General features: G+C 64.6%; 16 protein-coding genes. 12 read left to right on the top strand and 4 right to left on the bottom strand.

Translation table 11 applies throughout. The annotated features are described in order from the left end of the window. Position 1 precedes the first annotated feature (1 nt). The 8 genes from bcsZ to ACOSV0_RS06165 are packed head-to-tail and all read left to right on the top strand — an operon-like array spanning position 2 to position 12,560. Positions 2 to 1,303 carry a cellulose synthase complex periplasmic endoglucanase BcsZ gene (bcsZ, locus tag ACOSV0_RS06130; protein WP_434109370.1) on the top strand — a complete coding sequence of 434 codons (1,302 nt, stop codon included), beginning with the start codon at positions 2 to 4 and terminating at the stop codon, positions 1,301 to 1,303. Next, positions 1,282 to 5,190 carry a cellulose synthase subunit BcsC-related outer membrane protein gene (locus ACOSV0_RS06135; RefSeq protein ID WP_434109371.1) on the top strand — a complete coding sequence of 1,303 codons (3,909 nt, stop codon included), beginning with the start codon at positions 1,282 to 1,284 and terminating at the stop codon, positions 5,188 to 5,190. Before bcsZ ends, ACOSV0_RS06135 begins: the two co-directional genes overlap by 22 nt. 32 nt (positions 5,191 to 5,222) lie before the next feature. After that, complete coding sequence (gene bcsE / locus ACOSV0_RS06140) at positions 5,223 to 7,133, top strand: cellulose biosynthesis protein BcsE (protein ID WP_434109372.1); 1,911 nt, start codon at positions 5,223 to 5,225, stop codon at positions 7,131 to 7,133. Further along, on the top strand, positions 7,133 to 7,339 hold the full coding sequence (locus ACOSV0_RS06145) for a hypothetical protein (RefSeq protein ID WP_434109373.1): 207 nt from the start codon (positions 7,133 to 7,135) through the stop codon (positions 7,337 to 7,339). The genes bcsE and ACOSV0_RS06145 overlap by 1 nt, the downstream gene beginning before the upstream one ends. Beyond that, positions 7,336 to 8,136 (top strand): cellulose biosynthesis protein BcsQ, encoded by an 801-nt coding sequence (gene bcsQ, locus ACOSV0_RS06150; RefSeq protein ID WP_434109374.1) that lies wholly within the window; start codon positions 7,336 to 7,338, stop codon positions 8,134 to 8,136. Before ACOSV0_RS06145 ends, bcsQ begins: the two co-directional genes overlap by 4 nt. After that, the gene (gene bcsA / locus ACOSV0_RS06155) at positions 8,133 to 10,724 is read left to right on the top strand and encodes a UDP-forming cellulose synthase catalytic subunit (protein WP_434109375.1); all 2,592 of its coding nucleotides are present in this window, start codon (positions 8,133 to 8,135) and stop codon (positions 10,722 to 10,724) included. Before bcsQ ends, bcsA begins: the two co-directional genes overlap by 4 nt. 13 nt (positions 10,725 to 10,737) lie before the next feature. Then, on the top strand, positions 10,738 to 12,294 hold the full coding sequence (gene bcsG / locus ACOSV0_RS06160) for a cellulose biosynthesis protein BcsG (protein ID WP_434109377.1): 1,557 nt from the start codon (positions 10,738 to 10,740) through the stop codon (positions 12,292 to 12,294). Then, positions 12,291 to 12,560, top strand: coding sequence for a hypothetical protein (locus tag ACOSV0_RS06165; RefSeq protein WP_434109378.1), 270 nt, complete (start codon positions 12,291 to 12,293; stop codon positions 12,558 to 12,560). Before bcsG ends, ACOSV0_RS06165 begins: the two co-directional genes overlap by 4 nt. 36 nt (positions 12,561 to 12,596) lie before the next feature. Here the strand turns inward: ACOSV0_RS06165 and ACOSV0_RS06170 are convergent, their stop codons facing one another. Next, positions 12,597 to 13,232: a LysE/ArgO family amino acid transporter gene (locus ACOSV0_RS06170; protein WP_434109380.1), complete on the bottom strand. Its 636-nt coding sequence runs from the start codon at positions 13,230 to 13,232 to the stop codon at positions 12,597 to 12,599. Positions 13,233 to 13,329: 97 nt separating this feature from the next. On the opposite strand from ACOSV0_RS06170, the gene ACOSV0_RS06175 reads away from it, so the two are divergent. Beyond that, complete coding sequence (locus ACOSV0_RS06175) at positions 13,330 to 14,223, top strand: LysR family transcriptional regulator ArgP (protein WP_434109382.1); 894 nt, start codon at positions 13,330 to 13,332, stop codon at positions 14,221 to 14,223. A 190-nt stretch (positions 14,224 to 14,413) separates the two neighbouring features. On the opposite strand, the gene ACOSV0_RS06180 is transcribed toward ACOSV0_RS06175, so the two are convergent. Continuing rightward, on the bottom strand, positions 14,414 to 15,922 hold the full coding sequence (locus ACOSV0_RS06180) for a heavy metal sensor histidine kinase (protein ID WP_434109383.1): 1,509 nt from the start codon (positions 15,920 to 15,922) through the stop codon (positions 14,414 to 14,416). Further along, positions 15,919 to 16,602 (bottom strand): heavy metal response regulator transcription factor IrlR, encoded by a 684-nt coding sequence (gene irlR / locus ACOSV0_RS06185; RefSeq protein WP_434109384.1) that lies wholly within the window; start codon positions 16,600 to 16,602, stop codon positions 15,919 to 15,921. Before irlR ends, ACOSV0_RS06180 begins: the two co-directional genes overlap by 4 nt. Positions 16,603 to 17,552: 950 nt before the next feature. Here irlR and ACOSV0_RS06190 point away from each other — a divergent pair. Next, on the top strand, positions 17,553 to 17,774 hold the full coding sequence (locus ACOSV0_RS06190; protein WP_434110182.1) for a DUF4148 domain-containing protein: 222 nt from the start codon (positions 17,553 to 17,555) through the stop codon (positions 17,772 to 17,774). Positions 17,775 to 17,847: 73 nt separating this feature from the next. On the opposite strand, the gene ACOSV0_RS06195 is transcribed toward ACOSV0_RS06190, so the two are convergent. Continuing rightward, on the bottom strand, positions 17,848 to 19,188 hold the full coding sequence (locus ACOSV0_RS06195) for an NAD(P)/FAD-dependent oxidoreductase (protein WP_434110184.1): 1,341 nt from the start codon (positions 19,186 to 19,188) through the stop codon (positions 17,848 to 17,850). A 233-nt stretch (positions 19,189 to 19,421) separates the two neighbouring features. Here ACOSV0_RS06195 and ACOSV0_RS06200 point away from each other — a divergent pair, with 233 nt between their 5' ends. Both ACOSV0_RS06200 and ACOSV0_RS06205 read left to right on the top strand, forming a co-directional pair. Further along, positions 19,422 to 20,378, top strand: coding sequence for a LysR family transcriptional regulator (locus tag ACOSV0_RS06200; protein ID WP_434109386.1), 957 nt, complete (start codon positions 19,422 to 19,424; stop codon positions 20,376 to 20,378). Positions 20,379 to 20,666: 288 nt separating this feature from the next. Then, the gene (locus ACOSV0_RS06205; RefSeq protein WP_434109387.1) at positions 20,667 to 22,307 is read left to right on the top strand and encodes a purine-cytosine permease family protein; all 1,641 of its coding nucleotides are present in this window, start codon (positions 20,667 to 20,669) and stop codon (positions 22,305 to 22,307) included. Positions 22,308 to 22,382 lie beyond the last annotated feature (75 nt).

Below are 22,382 nucleotides of genomic sequence, written 5' to 3' on the forward strand. Positions count from 1 at the left end.
GATGCGGCCGGTGAAGCGGAAAACGTCGCTACGGCAGGCGCGCGGCGGGGCGCCGGCGGATGCGCGCACGCGTCTGGCGTCGGCGATGGGCGCAGCGATTGCCACGGGCGTGTCCGCCGGTGTGGCCACCGGCGTAGTCACCCTGTTCGCGAGCGGCGCGTTCGCTGCGACCCTGCCGCTGCCGGCCACCGCAACAGGGCTTGGCAGTCCTGCGCCAGACAGTTGTGCTGCGCCCGCATGGCCGCGCTGGCAGCAGTTCAAGCGCGATTTCATCTCGCCCGAAGGGCGCGTGATCGACGTCGGCTCGGACGATTCGCGTACGGTATCGGAAGGTCAGTCGTACGGACTATTCTTCGCGCTCGTCGCCAACGACCGCCCGGCCTTCGATTCGATCCTGCACTGGACCGAGGCGCATCTCGCGCAAGGCGACCTGACCGCGCATTTGCCGGCATGGTTGTGGGGCCGCACGGATAGCGGGCAATGGGACGTGCTCGATGCAAATGCTTCGTCCGATGCCGATCTGTGGATCGCCTATGCGTTGCTCGAAGCCGGCCGCGCGTGGCAGGAACGCAGCTATACGGCGCGCGGCGCGGTCCTCGCGAAGCGTGTGCTCGACGAGGAAACCGCCAGCGTTCCCGGTCTCGGGCTAACGTTGTTGCCGGGACCCGTGGGCTTTCATCCGGCGCCGGACGTGTGGCGCGTCAATCCGAGCTATTCGCCGCCGCAGGTGATCCGCGGCATCGGCACGCACCTGCCGGACGACTCACGCTGGACGCGTCTTCTCGCCAGCACCGGCCGGGTCCTGCTCGACACCGCGCCACAAGGCTTTTCACCTGACTGGGCGTTGTACCGCGCCAACCATGGTTTCGCGCCGGATCCGCAGACCCGGGCCGGGAGCGCGTACAACGCGATTCGTGTCTATCTGTGGGCCGGCATGCTCGATCCACGCGATCCGCTCGCGCAACCGCTGCTCACGCGCCTCGCGCCGTTCGCCGGTTTTATCGCCGCGCACGGCGCGCCGCCGGAAAAGGTCGATACCACGAACGGCAGCGTTGGCGCGAACATGGGTAACGCCGGTTTCTCCGCGGCAGCCGTGCCGTTTCTCGACGCGCGCGGCCAGCGCGCGCTCGGCGACGCGCAGATCGCCCGCATGGAACAACTCGATCGCGATACGCCCCGTGGCTATTACACCAGTGTGCTGAGTCTGTTCGGCTTGGGCTGGCGCGATGACCGCTATCGCTTTGCCGCCGACGGCACCCTCAACATGCGCTGGAGCTCGCCGTGTCGCGCCGCTTCCCGCTAACGTGCGCGGCGCTGTTGCTCTGCCTCGTGGCGCAGATTGCGTCGGCAACCGCATGGGCCGGCGGCACGACCGCACCGTCGCAAAACGCCGCCGCACAACGCCTGTTCGCGACGGCCCGCATGTGGTCGACCAAACATCGCGACGATCTCGCCTTGCAGTCGATCCAGAAGGCGTTGCTGATCGCGCCGGACGATACGTCGCTGCTGGCGGAGCAGGTGCGCATCCAGTTGCGTCTTGGCGAGGCGCAGGCCGCGCAGACGACGCTGGCGCGGCTGCGGCTCAAGGCTCCCGGCACGCCGGCCACCCAGCAGATCGAAGACGAGTTCCGCGTCGCCACCAACGGCCGCGAAGAACTGGCGACGATTCGCCTGCTGGCGCGCAGCGGTCAGTCCGTTGAAGCGACGCGGCGGCTGGTTGCGCTGTTTCCGCACGGCGCGCCGTCGGGGTCGCTTGGCGCCGAGTACTACCAGATCATCGCGGGCACGCCCGAGGGTCGCGTGCAGGCAGTTGGCGCTTTGCGCCGGCGGATTGCTGCCGATCCATCGGATCTCGATTCGGCTCTGGTGCTTGCCAATTTGCTGAACGCGCGTGGCGAAACGCGTGCCGAGGCCAATCGCATCGCGTGGAATCTCGCCACGCGGCCGGATTCGGATCGTTCGGCGTCGCTCGACGCGTGGCGCCACGTGCTGCAATCCGCCGGTGCGGACCCGGCTTATCTCGCCGCGCTGCGCGCCTATCTGCAACTCGTGCCGGACGATACCGAATTCAAGGACCGCGTCGGCGTGATCGAAGCGCAGTTGGACGCGCAGCGGCAACTCGAGCGCAACCCCGACTACATCGCACAGCAGCGCGGCTTGCAGGCGCTCGCGCGTAACGATCTGACGACGGCCGAGCCGCTGCTCGCGCGAGCGGCGCAAGCCCGGGCGAACGACGCCGAGGCGGTCGGCGGCCTCGGTCTGGTCCGTATGCGCGAAGGGCGGCGCGACGAAGCCCGCACGCTGTTTCTGCGCGCGGCCGCGCTCGCGCCGGACAATCGCGGAAAGTGGGAAAGCCTCGCGCATGCCGCGCAGTTCTGGGGCACGCTGGCGCAGGGCCGTGAAGCCGCCGCAGCCGGGCGGCCGCAGGATGCCGAGCGGGCCGCACGCGCCGCGCTCGCGATGGAGCCGGCCAACGCCGATGCCAAACTGATGCTCGCCGACGCGCTGCTCGCGCAACACGATTGGAGCGCCGCGGAACCGCTGCTGCGTGACTTGCTCATGGCGCGCGAACCGAATCTGTCGGCGGTGCGCAGTACCCAGACGCTGTTCGAGAACACCGGCCGCGCGGCGCAGGTCGCGCCTCTCCTCGACGCATTGCAAAGCCGTTTCACCGCCGCCGACGACCGTCAGGGCCTCGCGCAACTGCGCGCCGACATGCTCCGTGCACAAGCTGAAAATCTGCTGCTGGTGGGCCAGCGCGGTCCGGCCGCCCAGCGCTATGAAGCGGCACTGCGGCTCGCGCCCGATGCACCGTGGACGCGGTTTGCGCTCGCGCGCCTGTACCGCGATCTGGGGCTGCCGCAACTCGGGCGGCTGGTGATGGACGACGGCCTGACCGTGTCGGCGTCGCCCGAAATGCGCTATGCGAGCGCGCTCTATCGCAACTCGATCGACGACATCAGCGGTGCGCAGGACGTGCTCGCGCCGATCGCCGGGCAGGACCGCACGGACGGCATGCGCGCGCTCGAGCGCAACCTGCAGGCGCAGCAGTGCCTCGCGAGAGCACGCGCCGCGTTCGCGCAGGACGATCGGGATGGCGCTGCACAAGCGCTCGAGCAGGCCCGCTCGCTGGCCGGCGACGATCCGAACCTGCTGGCCGCGGTCGGCTCGATGTGGATCGATCAGGGCGAGCCCGAGCGCGGACTCGCGTTGCTGCAGAACTGGATCGACACACATCCGCAGCAGACCGACGCCGACGTGCGTCTGCGTTACGGCGATCTGCTCGGCAGCGCGAAACGCAACGATCAACTGGATGCGTGGCTGACGTCGCTGCGAGGCGACGCTCAACTGAGTCCCGCACAAAACGCGCGTCTCGAGGACCAGGCATTGCGTTCGATTCTGCGACAGACCGACGCAGCGCTCGATCGCCAGGACTTTACCGCCGCGCGGCGCCTGCTCGCCCGCGTCAGCCCGGCCGGCCGGCGCGACAAGCGCTATGCGCTCGAAGTCGCCGATCTCGAACGGCTGCAGGGGCACTATGCGGCGGCGCGCGCCGCGTTGGCTCCGGTGCTGGCCGCGACACCGAACGATCCGGACGCGCAACTGGCGCTCGCCCGCGTGCTGGAGCAAAGCGGCGAGCGCTGCGCGGCGCTCGATCTCGTGCGTACGGTGATCGATGGTGCGGCGCCCGACGACATCGATACGCGGCTGTCCGCGGCTCGCCGGCTGGCGGCATTGCGCCGCCCGCAGGAAGCGGAGCAGATCACTTCGGCCTTGCGGGTCGCGTATCCGGCGCGGCCGGACGTAACCGTGCAAAGCGGACGCATAGCGCAGGATCTCGGCCAGTACGAGAACGCCGAGTCGCTGTACCGTTTGTCGCTGACCCAGGAGCGCGTGGCCGGTGTGACGGCCGGCCCCGACGGCACGCCCGCGCAAGCCGCGCTGGCCGATCTGCAGCAACGCCGCGATCCGGAGATCGAGACAGCGTGGATACCAGCCTATAAATCGGGCGACGGCGGCATTTCGCAGTTCCGCGCGTGGCAAGCGCCCGTGTACCTGCAGATTCCCTATCGCTACGACGGCCACTTTTTTCTCCACGCCGATACGGTCCATATCGATGCCGGCACGCTCGACGTCAGCGACGCGAACGCGTTTACACGCGACACATTCGGCGCGCTGGGCGCCGCCGACAAGCTCGCGCAATCGCAGAATGTGCCGCCGCAGACCGTAGCCGATGCCGCCGCGACGCTGCCTTACCTGCACCAGTCGGCCACCGGCGTCGCGCTCGGCGCGGGTTATACGTCCGATGCATGGCGCTTCGACTTCGGCACCACGCCGCTCGGTTTTCCCGTGCATTACATGGTGGGCGGCGTGCGCTATCAATTCGATGCGGGACCGGCGAGTTTTTCGATCAGCGGCTCGCGCCGTCCGGAAACGAGCAGCCTGCTGTCGTATGCGGGCATGCACGATCCGGTGAGCGGCGCGGTGTGGGGCGGGGTGCGTCGCGACGGCCTCGACTTCCATACCGCGGTCGACATCGGCAGGACCAGCGTGTTCGCCGACGTCGGCGCGGGGATGCTGACCGGCCGCAATGTGGCGAGCAACCAGGAGATCACCCTGCGCACCGGCTTCACCGTGCCGGTCTATCAGCGCGTCAACACGCTGGTGAGCACAGGGCTGGTCGGCAACGTCTGGCACTACACCAATAATCAGCGTTTCTATTCGTTCGGGCAGGGCGGCTATTACAGCCCGCAACGCTATCTGTCGGTCGGTGTGCCGATCGAGTGGGCGGGCCGGCGCGACGCGCTGAACTGGGACCTGACGGCCACCGTCGGCGTATCGAACTCGTATGAGAAGGACTCGCCGTATTACCCGAACGGTTTGCCCGCGCTGAACAGCGCGCCGGCTGCGCTCAACAGCCTGTGGAATACGGCCGCTTCGGCGCCGGGCTTCAGCAGCCTCGTCAACACGGCCAGTTCGACGCGCGGTGTCGCGTTCTCGTATGGCTTGAGCGGCATTGTGCAGTACCGCTTCAACCATTATCTGGTGGCGGGCGTGCAACTGAGCATCGACCGTTCGCATGACTACGCACCGAGTTCCGCGCTGCTGTACATGCGCTATACCTTCGACGGACGCAAGCAGGACAACAGTCTGTCGCCGAGGCCCGTGCGCCTCTACTCCAGCTTTTGAGCGGCGATGCAACGAGATCAGAGAGGCCACGCGTGAGCACCGTTTCGAATTCACTCAAGCCGACGCTGGCCGGCGCCCTGGTGCGACGCCTGCTGCAGGCTGTCCGCCGGGCGGGCTCGGATAGCGGCGCGCGGCCGGTCGGCCAGCTGGCGATCGATGCGCTTCCCGGCGAATGGGCCGCGCTCGAAGCCGGCAAGCTCTACGCGATCTACGCCGCCGCCCGCACGCCGGGTGCCGACGCGCTGCTGTGGGAAAGCGCGCGCGAGGCGCGGGCGCGCGACGTGACCGTGGTGCTGGCGCGCACACGCGCGCAGGTCGCGACGCGCCTGCGCGAACTCGGTTTCAGCGCCCACGCGCCGGCCACCGGTTGGCCGCGTAATCTGAGCGTCCTCGCGATGCCGCGAGCCGCCAGGGCCCCGGACGGTTCCGCCGATGCAGCCGTCCATGAGGTGCCCTCGGTCGCGCTTGCCGGGGTGTTCGGCGGCCTGCGCGCGCTCAAGCGCTTCGGCTTCCGTCCACGCTCGCTGTATTTCGTCGAAGGCGCCGAGCGCTGGTTCAACTGGGAGAATCCCGCCGCCCTCGCACGGGAAGGCCGAATGCTCGCGAACTGGTGCGCGGTGCGCAACATCACGCTGGTGTTGCTGCTGGGTTCGCAATCGGACGCCGATGCGGACATGGATGCCGATGCCGATTCGCTGTTTATCGAAACCGCGTTCGACGGCGCAGCGGCGCAGCAAGGCCGCAACGAATTTCACGCGGCCTGTGCGGGCGTCGCGCGGATGGAGCGCACTCATGGCGAGTTGCTGTGGCATGTGGATTTCTGGCGCTCGGATCGCACGCTCGTCACCGGCGACGTGCGCGCGCTGCGTTTTACCGATAGCGGCCGGCTGAGCGTTGCGTCCGATGTGCCCGGCAATGGCGCCGGCGGCGATAGGCTGCTGGCGCGCGATGAACAGCGGGTGGTGGTCAGCCGCGCGGTGGTGCGCGGACACGAGGCGTGGGTGCCGCCGCACTGGGAGGTGCTGGCCGATCAGCCTGCCGTGCTCGCGGCCTGCGCTGGCGCGCAGGCGGCGACCGTGGTGCTCGATTACGCCGGCAGCGCGCAGCTCGATGCGCTGTGCGCGGCGATTCATGCGCTGCGCCGCCAGGCCGGGCGCGCGCTGAAGATCGTCATCGCCGAACGGGGTGAAGTGCTGCGCCATCAATATGAACTGCTGGTGCTGACGCTCGGCGCGAACCTGGTGCTCGGTCGCGATCTGCCGTTCTCGCGGATGCAGTCGCTGCTGCAATCGTTGCAGGGACAACTGCACACGCGACCCATTGCGGCCGATTATCGAACCGCGCTCAGTGCCGCACTGAGCGAAGACGTGCTCGGCTATCTGCCGGCCGGCGTGTTCTGCGAGCGGGTGCGCGCGGTGCTTGAACGCGGCGCCATGCTGCAACTGCCGCATGTGCTCGTCAAGCTGACGCTGCTGCCGCAATGCGCGCATATCGAAGCGCTGAAAAGCTGCGCGCCGCGCCGTGCGGGCGACGTTTTCACCGCCGATGCCGCGCACCTGTACGTGTTCCTGTTCGCTTGCCGGCTGGCCGATGCGGACGCCGCGCTCGCCCGCATTTTCGACGTGCCGGTCGAGCGGATCGCGGGCGATATCGTGTATCTGGCGGAGCAGGGCATCGGCGATGAATTGAATGCGCTCGGCACAGCGAGCCGTCGCGCGCCGATCGCCGATTACAGCGATCTGTTCGCCGCGCCGTTGCGTCATCAAACCACCGCGCCGGTCATTGCCGCGCAGGCCGCCACGGTTTTGTCGAGCGGAGCGGGAAGGTCCGCGGCCGAGCAGCTCGCCGCCGTGGAGCAGGCGCTCGAGGCCGCGCGCGTGGAAGCGGCGCCGCGCCGCGCCGAGCCCTATGCGATGCCGCTGCGCAAGAACGGGAGCGAGTAATGGGATTTCTGCTGATCTGTTTTGTCACGGGTTTGATTCTCGCGATCCCGGTGTGGATCGTGTGGCAGCGCGCCGGCTCGCGTCGCGGTCTCGCGGCGATGCGCCGCTTCGATCCGCGCGATGCGGTGCCCTGCGACATCGAGCCGGTCGCGTTGCGCGCGCGCCTGCTGCCCGACGCAGAGCGTCCGGCCGGGGGCACGTCATGAAGACGATTGCGATCGTTTCCACCGCGGGCGGTAGCGGCCGCACGACACTCAGCGCCGCGCTCGCCGTGCTGCTCGCACGGCGCGGCCGTCCCGTGGTCGCGCTCGATTTCGATCCGCAGAATATGCTCGGCGCGCACCTCGGTCTCGATTGCCTCGCGCCGGCCGGCCTCGCGCAAGCCATGCTCGACGAGAACGAAGCCTGGCATGCGCACACGTGGCGCAATAGCGAGGGCGTGCTGTTCGTTCCGTACGGCACGGTGTCGCTCGAACAAAGCGCGCGCTGCGATGCGCGCCTCGCGGCCGAACCGCGGTGGCTCGCGAACGCGCTCGCGCAACTCGATCTGCCGCAGGATGGCGTCGTGCTGATCGACACGGCGCGTTACCCGTCGCAGCAAGCCGGGCAGGCCGTGCAAAGCGCCGATCTCGTGCTGTGCGTGATGCCGCCCGAACCTGCCGCCTGCGCGACCCTGGTCGCGCGACTCGACGGGTTGCGGCGCGGCGGCGCGAACCTGCGGATCGTCGTCAACCGGCTGAATCCGGCGCGCGACATGCAACGCGACGTGCTGGCGATGCTGGGCGCCGCGCTCGGCGACGGCCTGCCGCTCGCGCAGCGCGTGCATCTGGACGCGGCCTTGCCCGAATCGTTTGCACGCGGCACGTGGTTGTTCGACGACGCACCGCATTCGCAGGCATCGCACGATCTGCAGGGCCTCGCGAACTGGCTGCATGCGTGGCTCGCGGCGGCGCCTTCTGATGCGCCGGCGGCAAACGCGCGCCGCGCGGGTGGGCGGCCATGAACGAAGCCACATCTGCCGGCAGCATTGACGGTAGCGGGCGCACGCTACGCCAGCGCGCGTTCGACCGGCTCGCGCGTGGCCTCGGATTGCCCGCCGAGCGCACGGCGCTCGACTGGTTTGTGCGTGTGTTCTTCCAGCCACCGGCCTCTGGCAAGGCGGATGTCCCGCTCCTGTGGATCCAGGCCGCCCTGCTGCATCTGGCCGCCCGGTGGGGCGTGCGTGAACCGCATCGCCTGCGCGCGTGGTTGTGGCGCGCGTTTATCCGGGCGCCGAAGCCGCATGCCCAGGCGGCCGCGGCCAAAGTGCGCGCGGTGCTCGCATGGATCGATCGCTGGCTGGTGCCGGTGCTGCTGCGCTGGCGGCGCGTGCGCCGGACCGTCGAAGCGAGTCTGCCGAGCCTGCCGTGGCAACGCTGGGGCATGCAGCTCGAAGCCGGCACCCAGCGCGTCGGCCACATTCGATGGCTGCTGCCGTTCCTGGTGGCGGCGGGCGGCGTGTTGTGGACCATGATCGGCACCTCGCCACTGTCGACGGATGGCCAGTTCGAATTCTTCGCGGTGCTGGTGGTCGTGGCGCTCGTGGTGCGCCGCTTCCCCGGCCGCATGTCCGCGCTGATCCTGACGACCCTGGCCTTGCTCGCGATGGTGCGCTACGTCTGGTGGCGCGTCACGCAGACCCTGTCGTTCCAGACGCCGGGCGAGGCGATTCTCGGCTATCTGCTGTTCGGCGCCGAAGCGTACACCTGGGTCATTCTGCTGTTCGGCTTCGTGCAGACCGCATGGCCGCTCAATCGTACGGTTTCCGAACTACCCGCCGATTCGTCGGCTTGGCCGAGCGTCGACATCTATATTCCGACCTATAACGAACCGTTGACGGTGGTGCGGCCGACCGTGTTCGCCGCCCAGGGCATCGACTGGCCCGCCGACAAGCTGCGGGTCTATCTGCTCGACGACGGCCATCGCGAAGAATTCAGGAATTTCGCACGCGATGCCGGCATCGGCTACATCACGCGCGACGACAACCAGCATGCGAAAGCGGGCAACATTAACCGCGCGATCGAAAAAACGCAGGGCGAGTACATTGCGATTTTCGATTGCGATCACGTTCCGACGCGCTCGTTTCTGCAAACCACGATGGGCACCTTCCTGCGCGACGCCCGCTGCGCGATGGTGCAGACGCCGCATCATTTCTTTTCGCCCGATCCGTTCGAGCGCAATCTCGGCACGTTCCGCCGCGTGCCCAACGAAGGCAATCTGTTCTACGGGCTCGTGCAGTCCGGCAACGACTTGTGGAACGCATCGTTCTTCTGCGGCTCGTGCGCGGTCATCAAGCGCTCGGCGCTCGTCGAAGTGGGCGGCGTGGCCGTCGAAACGGTCACGGAAGACGCGCACACCGCACTCAAATTGCACCGGCGCGGCTATACGACCGCGTATCTGCCGACCGTGCAGGCAGCCGGTCTCGCCACCGAGAGTCTCGCCAGCCACATCAAGCAACGTACCCGTTGGGCGCGCGGCATGGCGCAGATTTTCCGCATCGACAATCCGTTTCTCGGCCGCGGTCTGAGTCTGTTCCAGCGCCTGTGCTACGGCAATGCGATGCTGCACTTCTTCTACGGTGTGCCACGGCTCATTTTCCTGACCATGCCGATGGCGTACCTGTTCTTCCAGATGTATTTCATCAACGCGTCCGCGACCACCATCGCGGGCTTCGTGCTGCCGTACATCGTGCTCGCCAACATCGCGAACTCGCGGATGCAGGGCAAATTCCGCCATTCGTTCTGGGCCGAAGTCTATGAATCGGTGCTCGCGTGGTACATCGCGTTGCCCACCACAATCGCGTTTTTCAGCCCGAAGCATGGCAAGTTCAATGTCACCGACAAAGGCGGCCGCATCGACGAAGGCTACTTCGACTGGGCGGTGTCGAAACCGTATCTGGTGCTGCTGGCGCTGAACGGCTGCGCGCTGCTGGCGGGTGTGTACCGGCTGACATTCGGGCCGGGCGGCGAGACGGCGACGATCCTGATGAACGTGTTCTGGACACTCTACAACCTCGTGATGCTCGGTGCGGCGGCGAGCGTGGCGCGCGAAGCGAAGCAGGTGCGCGTCACTCACCGCATTTCGATGCGGGCCGCGGCGACGCTGCTGCTCGTGGACGGCACGACCGTGGCGTGCATCACCAGTGACTATTCGACCGGCGGTCTCGGTCTCGAAGTCGATCCGGCGTTGAAGCTCGCGCCCGGCGACAGCCTCGGCGTATGTCTGAGCCGTGGCGACCGGCAATTCCATTTTCCGGTGCATGTGAGCCGCTTTGTGGGCCCGAACCTCGGCGTGCGCTTCGACGATCTGACGCTCGAACAGGAACGGCAGATGGTGCAATGCACGTTCGGCCGCGCCGACGCGTGGCTCAACTGGGACGAAGATACGATCGAGGACGCGCCGCTGCGCGGCCTGAAGGAAGTGCTGACGATGGGCATCGAAGGTTATTCGCGGATGCTGAGCGGCGCGCGGCGCGCGGCGCGCTTTTCAGTCGCTGCTCGCGCTGGACCGTACACGCTATTAATGCCGGCGGCGCGTGCGTCCGGCCAATGAGAGAACCCCAAGCATGACTTTGTGGAACCTGTATTTCATCATCAAGCTGTACCTGTTCGCGGGCGGGCATCTGCAGCCGGTGTGGCTGGCCAACATCGTCTTCGCACTGGCGCTGGCGGCGAGCGCGACGCTGCGCCACCGCGGGTGGCGCGTGCTGCGCAACCTGCTCGGTCTCGCGATCGGCATTCCGCTGATGTATCACGAAGCAAATGTGCCGCCGTTCTCGCGTTTGACCGAAGAATTCGGCAATCTCACCACGTTCAGTTTCGGCTACTGGCTCGAACTCGCGCAGCGGTTCCTGCCGCCGATGCTGTTGCTCACCGCGCTCGGCGGCCTGGTCGGTTATCTGATCGTCAACCGCTGGCTGCGTGTGGCGACTTTCGTGCTGATCGCACTGGTCGCGATTCCGCTGTGGCAGCAGGGCAATGCGATGTATGCGCGGCTGCAGATCGGACCGGCCACGGCCGCATCCGCGTCCGGCAATGCGCTTGCCGCGCAGCCACTCGATCACAATGCGGCGCTGTCGGCCTTCCGTACGCAGGAATCGCAACGGCAAGTCAGCTTCGGCCATCTCGGCACCGATGCGAACACGCAGTTCGATGTGATCGTGCTGCATATCTGTTCGTTGTCGTGGGACGACCTCGACGCGGCGAAAGCACGCAATCATCCGATGCTGAGCCACTTCGACTATCTGTTCACCAACTTCAGCACCGCCGCCAGCTACAGCGGACCGGCTGCGATTCGCGTCCTGCGGGCGAGCTGCGGACAGGAATCGCACGCGGATCTGTACAAGGATGCGCCGCAGCAATGCCACCTGCTGGCCGATCTGGCGCAGGCCGGCTACACGCCGCAGACGATGCTGAATCACGACGGTCACTTCGACAACTTCCTGCAACTGGTGCACGACAACACCGGTATGCCGAATGTGCCGATGATCTCGAACGCGAACGTGCCGGTCGCGATGCATGCTTTCGACGGCTCGGCCATTCACGACGATTACGCGACGCTTGCCAACTGGTATGCGCAGCGCGCAAGCACGCCCGGCCCGGTCGCGCTGTACTACAACACGATCAGCCTGCACGACGGCAACCGTCTGCCGAATAGCAGTCTGTCGAGTATCGACTCGTATCCGCAGCGCGTGAACAAAATGATGAGCGACTTCGACCGTTTTGCGGATCTGATCGCGGCCTCGGGGCGGCGCGCGGTGATCGTGTTCGTGCCGGAGCATGGCGCGGCGCTGCGCGGGGACGCGAATCAGGTGGCCGGTCTGCGCGAAATCCCGACGCCGCGTATCGTGCATGGACCGGCAGGCGTGCGGCTGGTCGGTTTCCAAGGCAATCATGGACCGACCACGGTGATCGACAATCCGACGAGTTTCCTGGCGGTTGCCCAACTGCTGTCGAACCTTGTCTCGAACAGCCCGTTCAAACCGGGCGTGACGCTTGCGCAATACGCCGCCAATCTGCCGCAAACGCAGATGGTTGGCGAGAACGAAGGCACCGTGACGATGAAGACGGCGTCGGGCTACGTGGTCAAGACGCCGGACGGCGTATGGGTGGACGGCAAATGACAACAGCCAATCCTGAAGTGAAGGCCGCGTTAAGCGGTTGGCCAGTGGACGATATCACCGGCCTTGGACGCCGCTTGCCAGAAGTCGATCCGGCCAGGTATTTCGATGAACAGGCACGGGAGTCGTATCAGCTGTCGCTCCTGAAGTGGCCGGTGCTCGCGCGGTTGATGAAGCTTGTGCCGCTCGACGAGGCTGTGGCGCCCGCGATGTCCGTGACTACGGCGCCGGCTTCCAACGAACCCGTGCAAGCGGCAGCCGCCGATTAAACGCCCGAAAGCGTCCCCACGCGGACTGCGCGACGCTCACCGCAATTGCGTCACTGCCAGCAGCAGCACCATGCTGCCAATCGCGCCATCCAGCACGCGCCACGCCGTCGCGCGGCGGAACAGCGGCGCCAGTGCACGGGCGCCGTAACCCAGACCGACAAACCAGATTCCGCTCACCGCCATCGCGCCGAGCGCGAACGCCACTCGTGCGCCGTCCGGTTCGCGCGCGCCGGCCGTGCCGATCAGCAGGAAGGTGTCGAGATACACGTGCGGATTGAGCCACGTAAAGGCCAACGTCATGAGGATGATCGGCATGGCGCGTTGCGCAGATGCCGCGTTCGCGCCCGTTGCCGGACCGCCTGCTTTGGCGTCCAGCACCGCATGGCCCGGCCGCACCGCACGGCGCAGCGCGTTGATGCCGAACCACGCCAGATAGGCGAGCCCGACATACAGCATTGCGTGGACGAACACCGGATAGCGTTCCACCAGAACCGACGCACCGCCCACGCCCGCGCCGATCAGGATGAAGTCCGACAGCGCGCACAGTGCGACGATCTTGCCGACGTGCGAGCGCATGATGCCCTGACGGAGCACAAAGGCGTTTTGCGCGCCGATCGTCACGATCAGCGACGCGCACAGGGCGGCGCCGTGGGAAAAAGACAGCCAATTCATAATCGATCCAGTAGACGGGGAAAGCGAACGAGGCTAGTCTGCAGTTTTGCTTCCCATAAGAGAAGCTAATTTACTTAATGCGGATTAAGGAGCGCTAATGCTCGACTATGCGTTGCTCGACGCGCTGGCCGCCGTGGTGCGGCACGGCTCGTTCGACCGTGCGGCCGGCGAACTGAATGTGACGCCGTCAGCCGTCTCCCAGCGGGTCAAGCTGCTGGAGGAGCGGGTGGGCAGCGTGCTCGTGAAGCGCGGCCAGCCGTGCGTCGCGACCACCTCCGGCGCGCTGCTGTGCCGCCATACCGAACGCGTGCAATTACTCGAGGCGGAGCTGAGCGGCCGGCTGCCCGCACTGCCTGGCGCGCTGGTCGAACCGTGGCCGGCGCTGCGCGTGGCCGTCAACGACGACAGCGTCGGCACCTGGTTTATCGACGCGGTCGCTCAGTTCTGCGTGGAGCGGGAGATGCTGCTCGATCTGGTGATCGACGATCAGGATCACACCGCGCAGCGGATTCGCGACGGCAGCGTGCAAGGCGCAGTCACCACGCAAGCGGAGCCGGTGCAGGGCTGCCGCTCGACTCGTCTCGGGCGGATGCGCTATCTGGCGGTATGCACACCGGCGTTTCGCGAGCGTCATTTTGCCGATGGCGTCACGCGCGAGTCGCTGGGGCGCGCGCCGTGCATCGATTTCAATCCCAAGGATCAGTTGCAGAAGCGCTTCATGCGCCGCATCACGCGGGCGGAACTCGATCCGCCGCTGCACTGGATTCCGCACGTCGCCGGTTTTCTGCGCGCCTGCGTGACGGGGCTGGGCTGGGGCATGTGCCCCGAACGGATGATCGCGCCGCATCTGGCCAGCGGCGAATTGGTGGACATGGCGCCCGGCAAGCATATCGATGTCGATCTGTACTGGCAGAGCTGGCGGCTGTCGATTGGCTGGCTCGACGATTTCGGCGCGGTGCTGCGCAAGCGGGCGACGGAGTTTCTCGATTGAGACTGTTGCCGCTGCGGGTTCCGCTGTTGGTTTCACTGCTGCCGGTTCCACGTTAACGGCGCGCCGGCCACTGCTTGTAACCGAATCTCTCCATGAATGATTTGCATACCGAAGTTGCATTCCAGTATGACCAATTCTGCATGAAGAGGCATAAGCCGACGGTGACCGCGAGATGCTAATTCCGTCATCTTCATTCATTTTCGTGCTGTTTCCTGAGTATTCTTCGCTGCGCTTTAAGTGTCGGTAAGGCGGTGGGCTGCTTCGGAAAGCGCAAGCTGAAAGTGGTGTGCACGTGTGGAATGCTCTCGACGCTGCATTCGCCCTGGTGTTCGTTCATGATCGACTTGACGATGGCAAGGCCGAGCCCGGTTCCGCGCGCCGAGTTGTGGCGCGCCGGGTCGACGCGATAGAAGCGGTCAAAGATTCTCTTCAGATGGGGTTCAGTGATACCGGCACCGCTGTCGGATACGGACAGTTGGGCGTAGTGGACCCGCTCGGCGCAATGCAGTTCGACCATGCTGCCGCGCGGCGCGTGCGTCAATGCATTCGACACCAGATTGCTCAGTGCGCGCTGCACCAGCAGCACATCGCCTTCAAAGCTCGCATTGCCCGTGACGACGATCTCCACGCTGGCGTCGGCAGCCATGCTTTCGTAGTATCCCGCGACCCGCAACGCTTCGCTGCGCGCGTCCACCTGCTGGAGCGACAAGCGGTGTTGTGCGCTATCGGTGCGGGCAAGGAACAGCATGCTGTCGATCAGGCGCGACAGACGCTGGAATTCGTCCACGCTCGACTCGACCACTGCGCGGTAATCGTCGGCGGAACGGGGCTGCGAGAGTGCGACTTGCGCTTCCGCCAGCAAGTTGGTGAGCGGTGTGCGCATGTCGTGCGCGAGATCGGAGGAGAACTGCGTGAGACGTGTAAAGGATTCGTGCAGCCGCGCCAGCATCCGGTTGAAGGCGTGACTCAATTCCTTGAGTTCGCCGGGCATGTCACGTTCGGGCAACGGCTGGGCAAGACGGCTGCTGGAAATCTGCTCGGCGCGGGCGGTCAATCGGGCCAGCGGACGCAGGCCGAAACGCGCGATCCACCAGGCTAACAGTGCGTTCATGAGCGTGCCGATCACACTCGCGAACAACACGTTGAGCGCGTAGGCGCTTAGCAGGGCCGCTTCAGCGCTGGCATCGTATTGCACGACTACGCGCACGCTCGCGCCGGATAGACCGCCGAGCGGCGCCATGGCCACCAGAAAACGCATTGGCCTGCCTTCCACCTTCACCTGTACGGGGGCAAGCCCGGCGTGCACCGCCAGCGATTCGGCGTTTGGCCGATAGTCGTTGGTACGGACCAGCGGTGCGCCATGCGCATCGAACAATGCGATATCGAGATTCTGGTGGCCGTGCAGATGGTCGTACCAGATCTGACGATCGGCGCGGACCGAGTCTAATCCGGTCATGGTTTTCAGACTCAGTTGCAGGGCGCTGAGCGTCGCTGTCATCTCGCGTGTGGAGGTCGAATCGAGACGCGTCTTCAAACCGTGATACAGCAACACGCCATTGAATACGAGCAATAACGAGGTAGAGACCGCGAACAGGATCGAGAGCCGTGCCCGCAATGTGTGCGGTATGAGCGGCGCGAACGGCTTCACGAGCCGTAGCGTCACCGGCGCGAGGATAGCGCGGGGCAGGCGCCATCTCATCGTGGCGCGCCGCTGCGTTCTTCGAGTACGTACCCCATGCCACGCACGGTGTGGATCAGTTTCGGTTCGTAGTTGTCGTCGACCTTCGCGCGCAGGCGCCGGATCGCGGCGTCGACCACGTTGGTGTCGCTGTCGAAATTCATGTCCCACACCTGCGAGGCGATGGTCGAGCGCGGCAGAATTTCGCCGTGACGACGCATCAGCAGCCATAAGAGCGCAAACTCCTTGGCGGTCAAAAGGATCGTATTGCCTTGACGTGTGGCCTTGCGGCGCGTCAGATCGAGCGCCAGATCGCAGACGTGCAGCGAGCCGGTGTCGCGCGCATGGCCGCGCCGCAAGATGGAGCGCACGCGCGCCAGTAATTCGGCAAAGTCGAAGGGTTTGATCAGATAGTCGTCGCCGCCCATTTCAAGGCCGCGCACCTTGTCGTCCAGGTCGTCGCGTGCGGTGAGCAGCAACACCGGAGTGGAGCGTATGTGGCGCAGATTTTTCAGTACAGTCCAGCCGTCCTGGCCGGGCAGCATCACGTCGAGAACGATCAGGTCGTAGTCTTCGGTCAGCGCCAGATGCTGACCGGTCACGCCGTCTTCCACCCAATCGGCTACAAAGCCCGCTTCTGTCAGACCCTTTCGGAGGTAGGTACCGGTTTTCGCTTCGTCTTCGACGATCAGAATTCGCATGGTCTTGCTCCTGGTGACGCCCGTCGCGCCGCGCTAACGGTTGGCATATGACGGATCAGCGCGTAATGCTGTGCTGGCGCCGTGAAGCTTTTTTGTATAGCGAGGCTTGCATGGAACCAGCATCAAATCAGCGATTATTTTTGAGACGAACAGGCACCGAAATATGGTAGGAGAATTTGTAATGTTCTCCTGAATGTATTTGCCATTTATACCATGGCACGATTCAAAGTTTTTTCATTCCCACGAGTCGAAAACGGTGCCTGGTTGGCACCTTCCTCATGTCGGACGGCCTACTGAAAGTGTCAGCGCGCGATTGGGTGGTTGTTGCATCCGCTGCGCACGCGAGTATTGCTGGAAGCGGGAGACGTTACTGAAAAGCGCCACGGCTCGCAGCGCTCATTTGCGCCTGCGTCACGACGAGGCGTTTGTTTTGGCGAGTTGCGCTGCATTGCGGAAAACAGTTCGAGCGATAACAAGCCGTGCGTAAGCGAAGGACTGTTCCGATTCAGCGGCGCTGCGATTGCGGAGGCAGAAGACGACGAACCGCCGTTGAACAGATAAGCAGGCTGGTTTAGCCAGAACGCGAGCGAGCCGATCACAATGGCTACCAGACTCGCTGCCAGAGAGAGCGTCTCGACTTTGCACGTGAAGAACCGTTTCCAGAAATTCGACACACACGTTCGTGCGCTCGAAGCTCGCGTAGCCACGCATCGCATTGGTTGAACAGGTCGCATGGGATTCCGGTTCAAGGTCGAGAGTGTCATCGTATGAATGCGTGGCCGACATCACGATGAAAACAACATGACAATTCCGTCATGTAGATCTTAAGCGCACATCGCGCGGATACCCGGTGTGGATGACGGCTCTGTCATGCGGCGCTCACGTTTGTGCAGCAAGCCATGGCTAGCATGGAAGCTTAGTCAAACGGAGAACCGAACATGCGAAATGCAATGTGGTTGGCAGGATTCGCGCTGAGTTGCGCTTGTGTGAGCGTGACTGTGGCCGTCGATACTGTGCCGTTTCCGCAGGGGAAAACACGCGACGAGGTAAAGCGCGAACTTGCTGCCGCGCGCGCGTGGGGCTGTATGGATGTGCTTGACAGTCAGTACCCGCAGCCGTGTCCGACATTTGGCCGTACGCGCGTGATGACGGACGTTTTTCAGACCGAGTAGCGCGATATGCAGGCTGTAATGCGCACGAGCCGAATCCCAGGCGGGGTTCGGCTCGCGCGCAATTCGAATGTTCTCAATGCAGCAGGATCACCGGATGCACGCGTCGGCGCAACCAGTGGCTCGCCGAATCGAGTGCCATGCGTGCGAAGCCTGTCAACGTCATCACGTGGCGGCGATAGATGAGCTTGTAGACGGCGGTCGCCAGCCAGCCGTCGACGAATACCGGCTGCGTCAGCAAGCTGTTGCTCAGGCTGCCGATCGTGCCTTCGCGGCCGAAGCCGACCAACGTGCCGGCGTCGCGATAAACGAACTCAGGCAAGGGCTCTCCCGCTATCCTGCACCTTAGCGCACGCGCCAGAAACAGCGCCTGCTGATGCGCGACCTGAGCGCGCGGCGCCAGAAACGCGTCCGCGTTTTCAGAGGAAGGGCAGGCTGCACAATCGCCGAGTCCGAATATGTTCGCGTCGTTCGTGCTTTGCAGCGTGCGGTTCACCTGCAACTGCGTGTTGCGATTCACCGCGATGCCGTCCAGCGTGCGCAACACCGGCGGCCCCGCGATGCCTGCGGTCCAGATGGCGATGTCGCTGGCGAGCGGCGCGCCTTTGTTAGTCAGCACGGCATCGGCGCGCACTTCGGTGACGCGCGTGGCGTTCAATACGTCGACACCCAGACGGCCGAGCATCTTCTGCGCGCGCGCCGAAATCGTTTCAGACAAGGCGGGCAGTACGCGCTCGCTGCTTTCGATCAGACGGATGCGGAAGTCGCGCACGGGGTCGAGTGAAAACGGGCTATAGCGGTTCAGCAGGCGCACTGTATCGCGCAACGCGGCGGCGAGTTCGACGCCCGTTGCTCCGGCGCCGATGATGTTGATCGACACCGGTGTGTCCGCTTCGGCAGTTCGGGCGCGACGCGCATGGTTCGCACGCAGGCAGGCGTCGAGCAGCTTGCGGCGAAACGCCTCCGCATGCGCGACCGATTCGAGCGGCAGTGCGTGTTCGGCCGCGCCGGGCACGCCAAAATATTGCGTGACGCTGCCCATGGCCAGCACCAGCGTATCGAAAGCAAGCTGCCGTGACGGCAGGATTTCGCGGCCATCGGCGTCGTGGAGCGCATTCAGTGTGATGTGGCGGTTCGCACGATCGAGCGCGGCGAGTTCGCCCTGTTCGAATTCGAAGCCGTGCCGTTGCGCCTGCACCGCGTATTGCAGTTGATGCGTGGCCGGATCGAGCTGGCCCGATGCGGCTTCATGCAGCAAGGGCTTCCAGAAATGCGTGGGCCAGCGATCCACCAGCGTGATCTGCGCGAGACCGGCGCGGCCGAGCGTTTCCGACAGCCGCGTCGCGAGCCCAAGCCCGCCCACTCCGCCGCCGACGATCACGACGCGATGCGCCGCCGCTTGCGCGGCTCGTGCCATTTGTGCCGCTTGTGTCGTATGCGGCACGCGCTGTGTGCGATGCGCGTCAGAGGTTGTTTGCTGATCGGTTGCGGCCATGATCCGTATCCTCCTGAAGTTAACTGTGCCGAGCCGGTGAAAGCGTTTCCGGGCTATGTCGGGTATTCATCGGGCTCATCTGTCAGGGGCAGTATAGAATCGGCGGAAACAGCAGAACAATTTAATGTTTATACAGAACATATAGGTTTTCACTTATGTTAAAAGCCGCCACGTTCCGTCAATTGAAAACCTTGCATACGATCGCGAAGCTCGGCAGCGTGTCGCGTGCGGCCGAAGAATTGAAGCTCACGCAGCCGGCGGTATCGCTGCAGGTGCGTCTGCTCGAAGAGGCCGCGGGCGCGCCGCTATTGCAACGGGTGGGCCGTGGCGTGCAGTTGACCGCGGCGGGTGAAATCCTCGCGCGTTATGCGCTGGAAATCCTCGATCTATGGAACGGCGCGGCGGATGATCTCGCCGCGTTGCAAGGCGAGCAGGGCGGCACGTTGCGCATCGGCGCGATCACGACTGCGGAATATCTGATCCCATCTTTTCTGGTGCGCTTCACCGGATTGCGCCCGCAAGTGAAGGTGCAGTTCAAGGTCGGCAATCGTGCCGACATCATCCGCATGCTGGCCACACACGAAATCGATCTCGCCGTCATGGGCAGCGCACCGCGCGAATTGCGCACGGTGGCGACCGCCTTCGCGAAGCACCCGATGGCGTTTGTCGCCTCGCCTGCTCATGCGTTGATGAAGAAAAAGCGCCTGTCGCTGGACGATCTGCAAACGGCGAATCTGTTCGTACGCGAGCGCGGTTCGGGCACCCGCTCGACTGTCGAGAATCTGTTCCGGCTCGCCGGTCACAAGCTGCACATCGGCTCCGAGCTCTCGAGCAACGAGGCGATCAAGCAACTGGTCGAGGCGGGTCTCGGCATCGCGTTTCTGTCGCTGCATGCGTGCTCGCTGGAGTTTCAGGCGGGCTTGCTGGCGCTGTTGCCCTTGCCCGCGAATCCGATCGAGCGTGACTGGTACGTGATGCATGTGTCCGACAAACGTCTGCCGCACGTCGCGAGTCTGTTCCGCGATTTTCTGATCGAGCACGGCATGTCGGGCTCGGTACCGGTGCCGCTACCGACCGTCGCCGCCGCGAAACGGCGCCGCCAGGCGCAATAGGCTTGCTCGGTCCCGGTTTGAGACGCGGATTCTCGCTATTCGCTTCGACGTTTGCGCGCTACAAGACTTGAAGGAACTCCTCGCGGAGCCTTCTGTTGTGTCAGAAAAGCCTTATGGGACGGGCGTTTCAGGTTACATCGTCCGAGATCGAAGTAAAGGTTGGGCGGGCGATATTTTTGCCCACGCCGATTGTCTTTACAGTGACGTCCAGACATCAGAGAAAAGTGGACGCCGCATCCCCGTGGCGAGCCATTGTGATTGACCTGGCCGTTACAGGAGTCGGAGACAATGAGCAGTAACAGCATCACTCAAGTCGAAACATTCGGTTTTGAACGCATTCCGGATCGCTCGCGTTACGCGCGGCCGATCGATCTGTTCCGCTTGCTGTTCGGCGGTTGCAATACCTTTTCCACCTCGGTGCTCGGCAGCTTTCCGGTGCTGCTCGGTCTGTCGTTCAAGGCGGGCGTTTATTCGATCGTGCTCGGCGTGGTGATCGGTTCGTGCATCCTTGCGCCGATGGGCCTGTTCGGCCCGCGCAACGGTACGAGCGATCCGGTTTCGTCGGGTGCGCATTTCGGTATTCATGGCCGGATCGTCGGCTCCTTTCTTGCGGTGTTGACCGCGGTCGCATTTTTCTCGCTGGCAGTGTGGAGTTCGGGCGACGCGCTGGTGGGCGGCGCGAATCATCTGCTCGGCTTGCCGGTCAACTGGATGACGCTGAGCTTTGCGTACGGTCTCTTCGCGGTGCTGGTGCTGACCGTTTGTGTCTACGGTTTCCGCTTCATGCTGTGGGTCAACAAGATTGCTGTGTGGGCGGCGAGTCTGCTGTTCGTGGTCGGCATTGCGGCGTTCGCCGGGCCGTTCAACAGCGCGTACGCCGGCAAGGTGGCACTCGGCTCTGTGGGTTTCTGGCCGGCGTTCGTGAGCGCCGTGCTGGTTGCGATGAGCAATCCGGTGTCGTTCGCCTGCACGCTCGGCGACTGGGCTCGCTATATTCCGCAGAACACGCCGAAAAAACGCACGATTTTCGCGGTGATGCTGGCACAACTGGCCACCTTCGTGCCGTTCTTCTTCGGTCTCGCTACCGCAACGATCATCGCCAGCAAGGCGCCCGATTTCATCGCGTCGAATAACTACGTGGGCGGCCTGCTGGCGATCTCGCCGAACTGGTTCTTTCTGCCGGTGTGCCTGATTGCGATTATCGGTGGAATGTCGACGGGCACCACGGCGCTTTATGGAACCGGGCTCGATATGTCGAGCATGTTTCCCAGATTTCTGAACCGCGTGCGCGCCACGCTGCTGATCGGCAGCCTTGCCATCGGTTTCATTTTTCTCGGCCGCTTCGCATTCAATCTGGTTGAGAGCGTGTCGACGTTCTCGGTGCTGATCAACGTCTGCAGTTGTCCGTGGATGGTGATCATGATCATCGGCTTCGTGACGCGGCGCGGTTTCTATCTGTCCGACGATCTGCAGGTGTTCAATCGCGGCGGTCGTGGCGGTCACTACTGGTTCACGCATGGCTGGAACTGGCGCGCGATGGGCGCATGGATTCCGAGCGCGGTGATCGGCCTGTGCTTCGTCAATTTGCCGGATCAGTTCGTCGGTCCGCTCGGGCAGCTCGCCGGCGGTCTCGACATCAGCATGCCGGTTTCGCTGACGCTGGCCTGCGCGTTGTATATCGCGTTGCTGCAGTGCTTCCCTGAACCGGATGGCGTGTATGGGCCGCGTGGCCGCCGTTGGTTGCGTAGCGGGTCGCAACGCAATGCGATCGTGCATCCGGTGGTGCCGGCGACTAGGCTTAAGGCGGGCGGGGCGCAATCAAAGACGCAAATGACGCCGGAAATGAAGGCACATACGAGGTCGTCACCGGTGTCGCAACCGCAGCAACGCGAACGCGAAGAAGTGCTGGACACGCAGGACGCAGGTTGACTGGTGTGAGCCGGGGGCGCGCAGGGCAGGCACGGTCAGATTACGCCGAGGCAGCATCGAGGTGGCATTGGACGC

Origin of the sequence: Paraburkholderia caffeinilytica (assembly GCF_051027425.1) — a bacterium.
In the GTDB taxonomy this organism is placed as follows: Bacteria; Pseudomonadota; Gammaproteobacteria; order Burkholderiales; family Burkholderiaceae; genus Paraburkholderia; species Paraburkholderia caffeinilytica_A.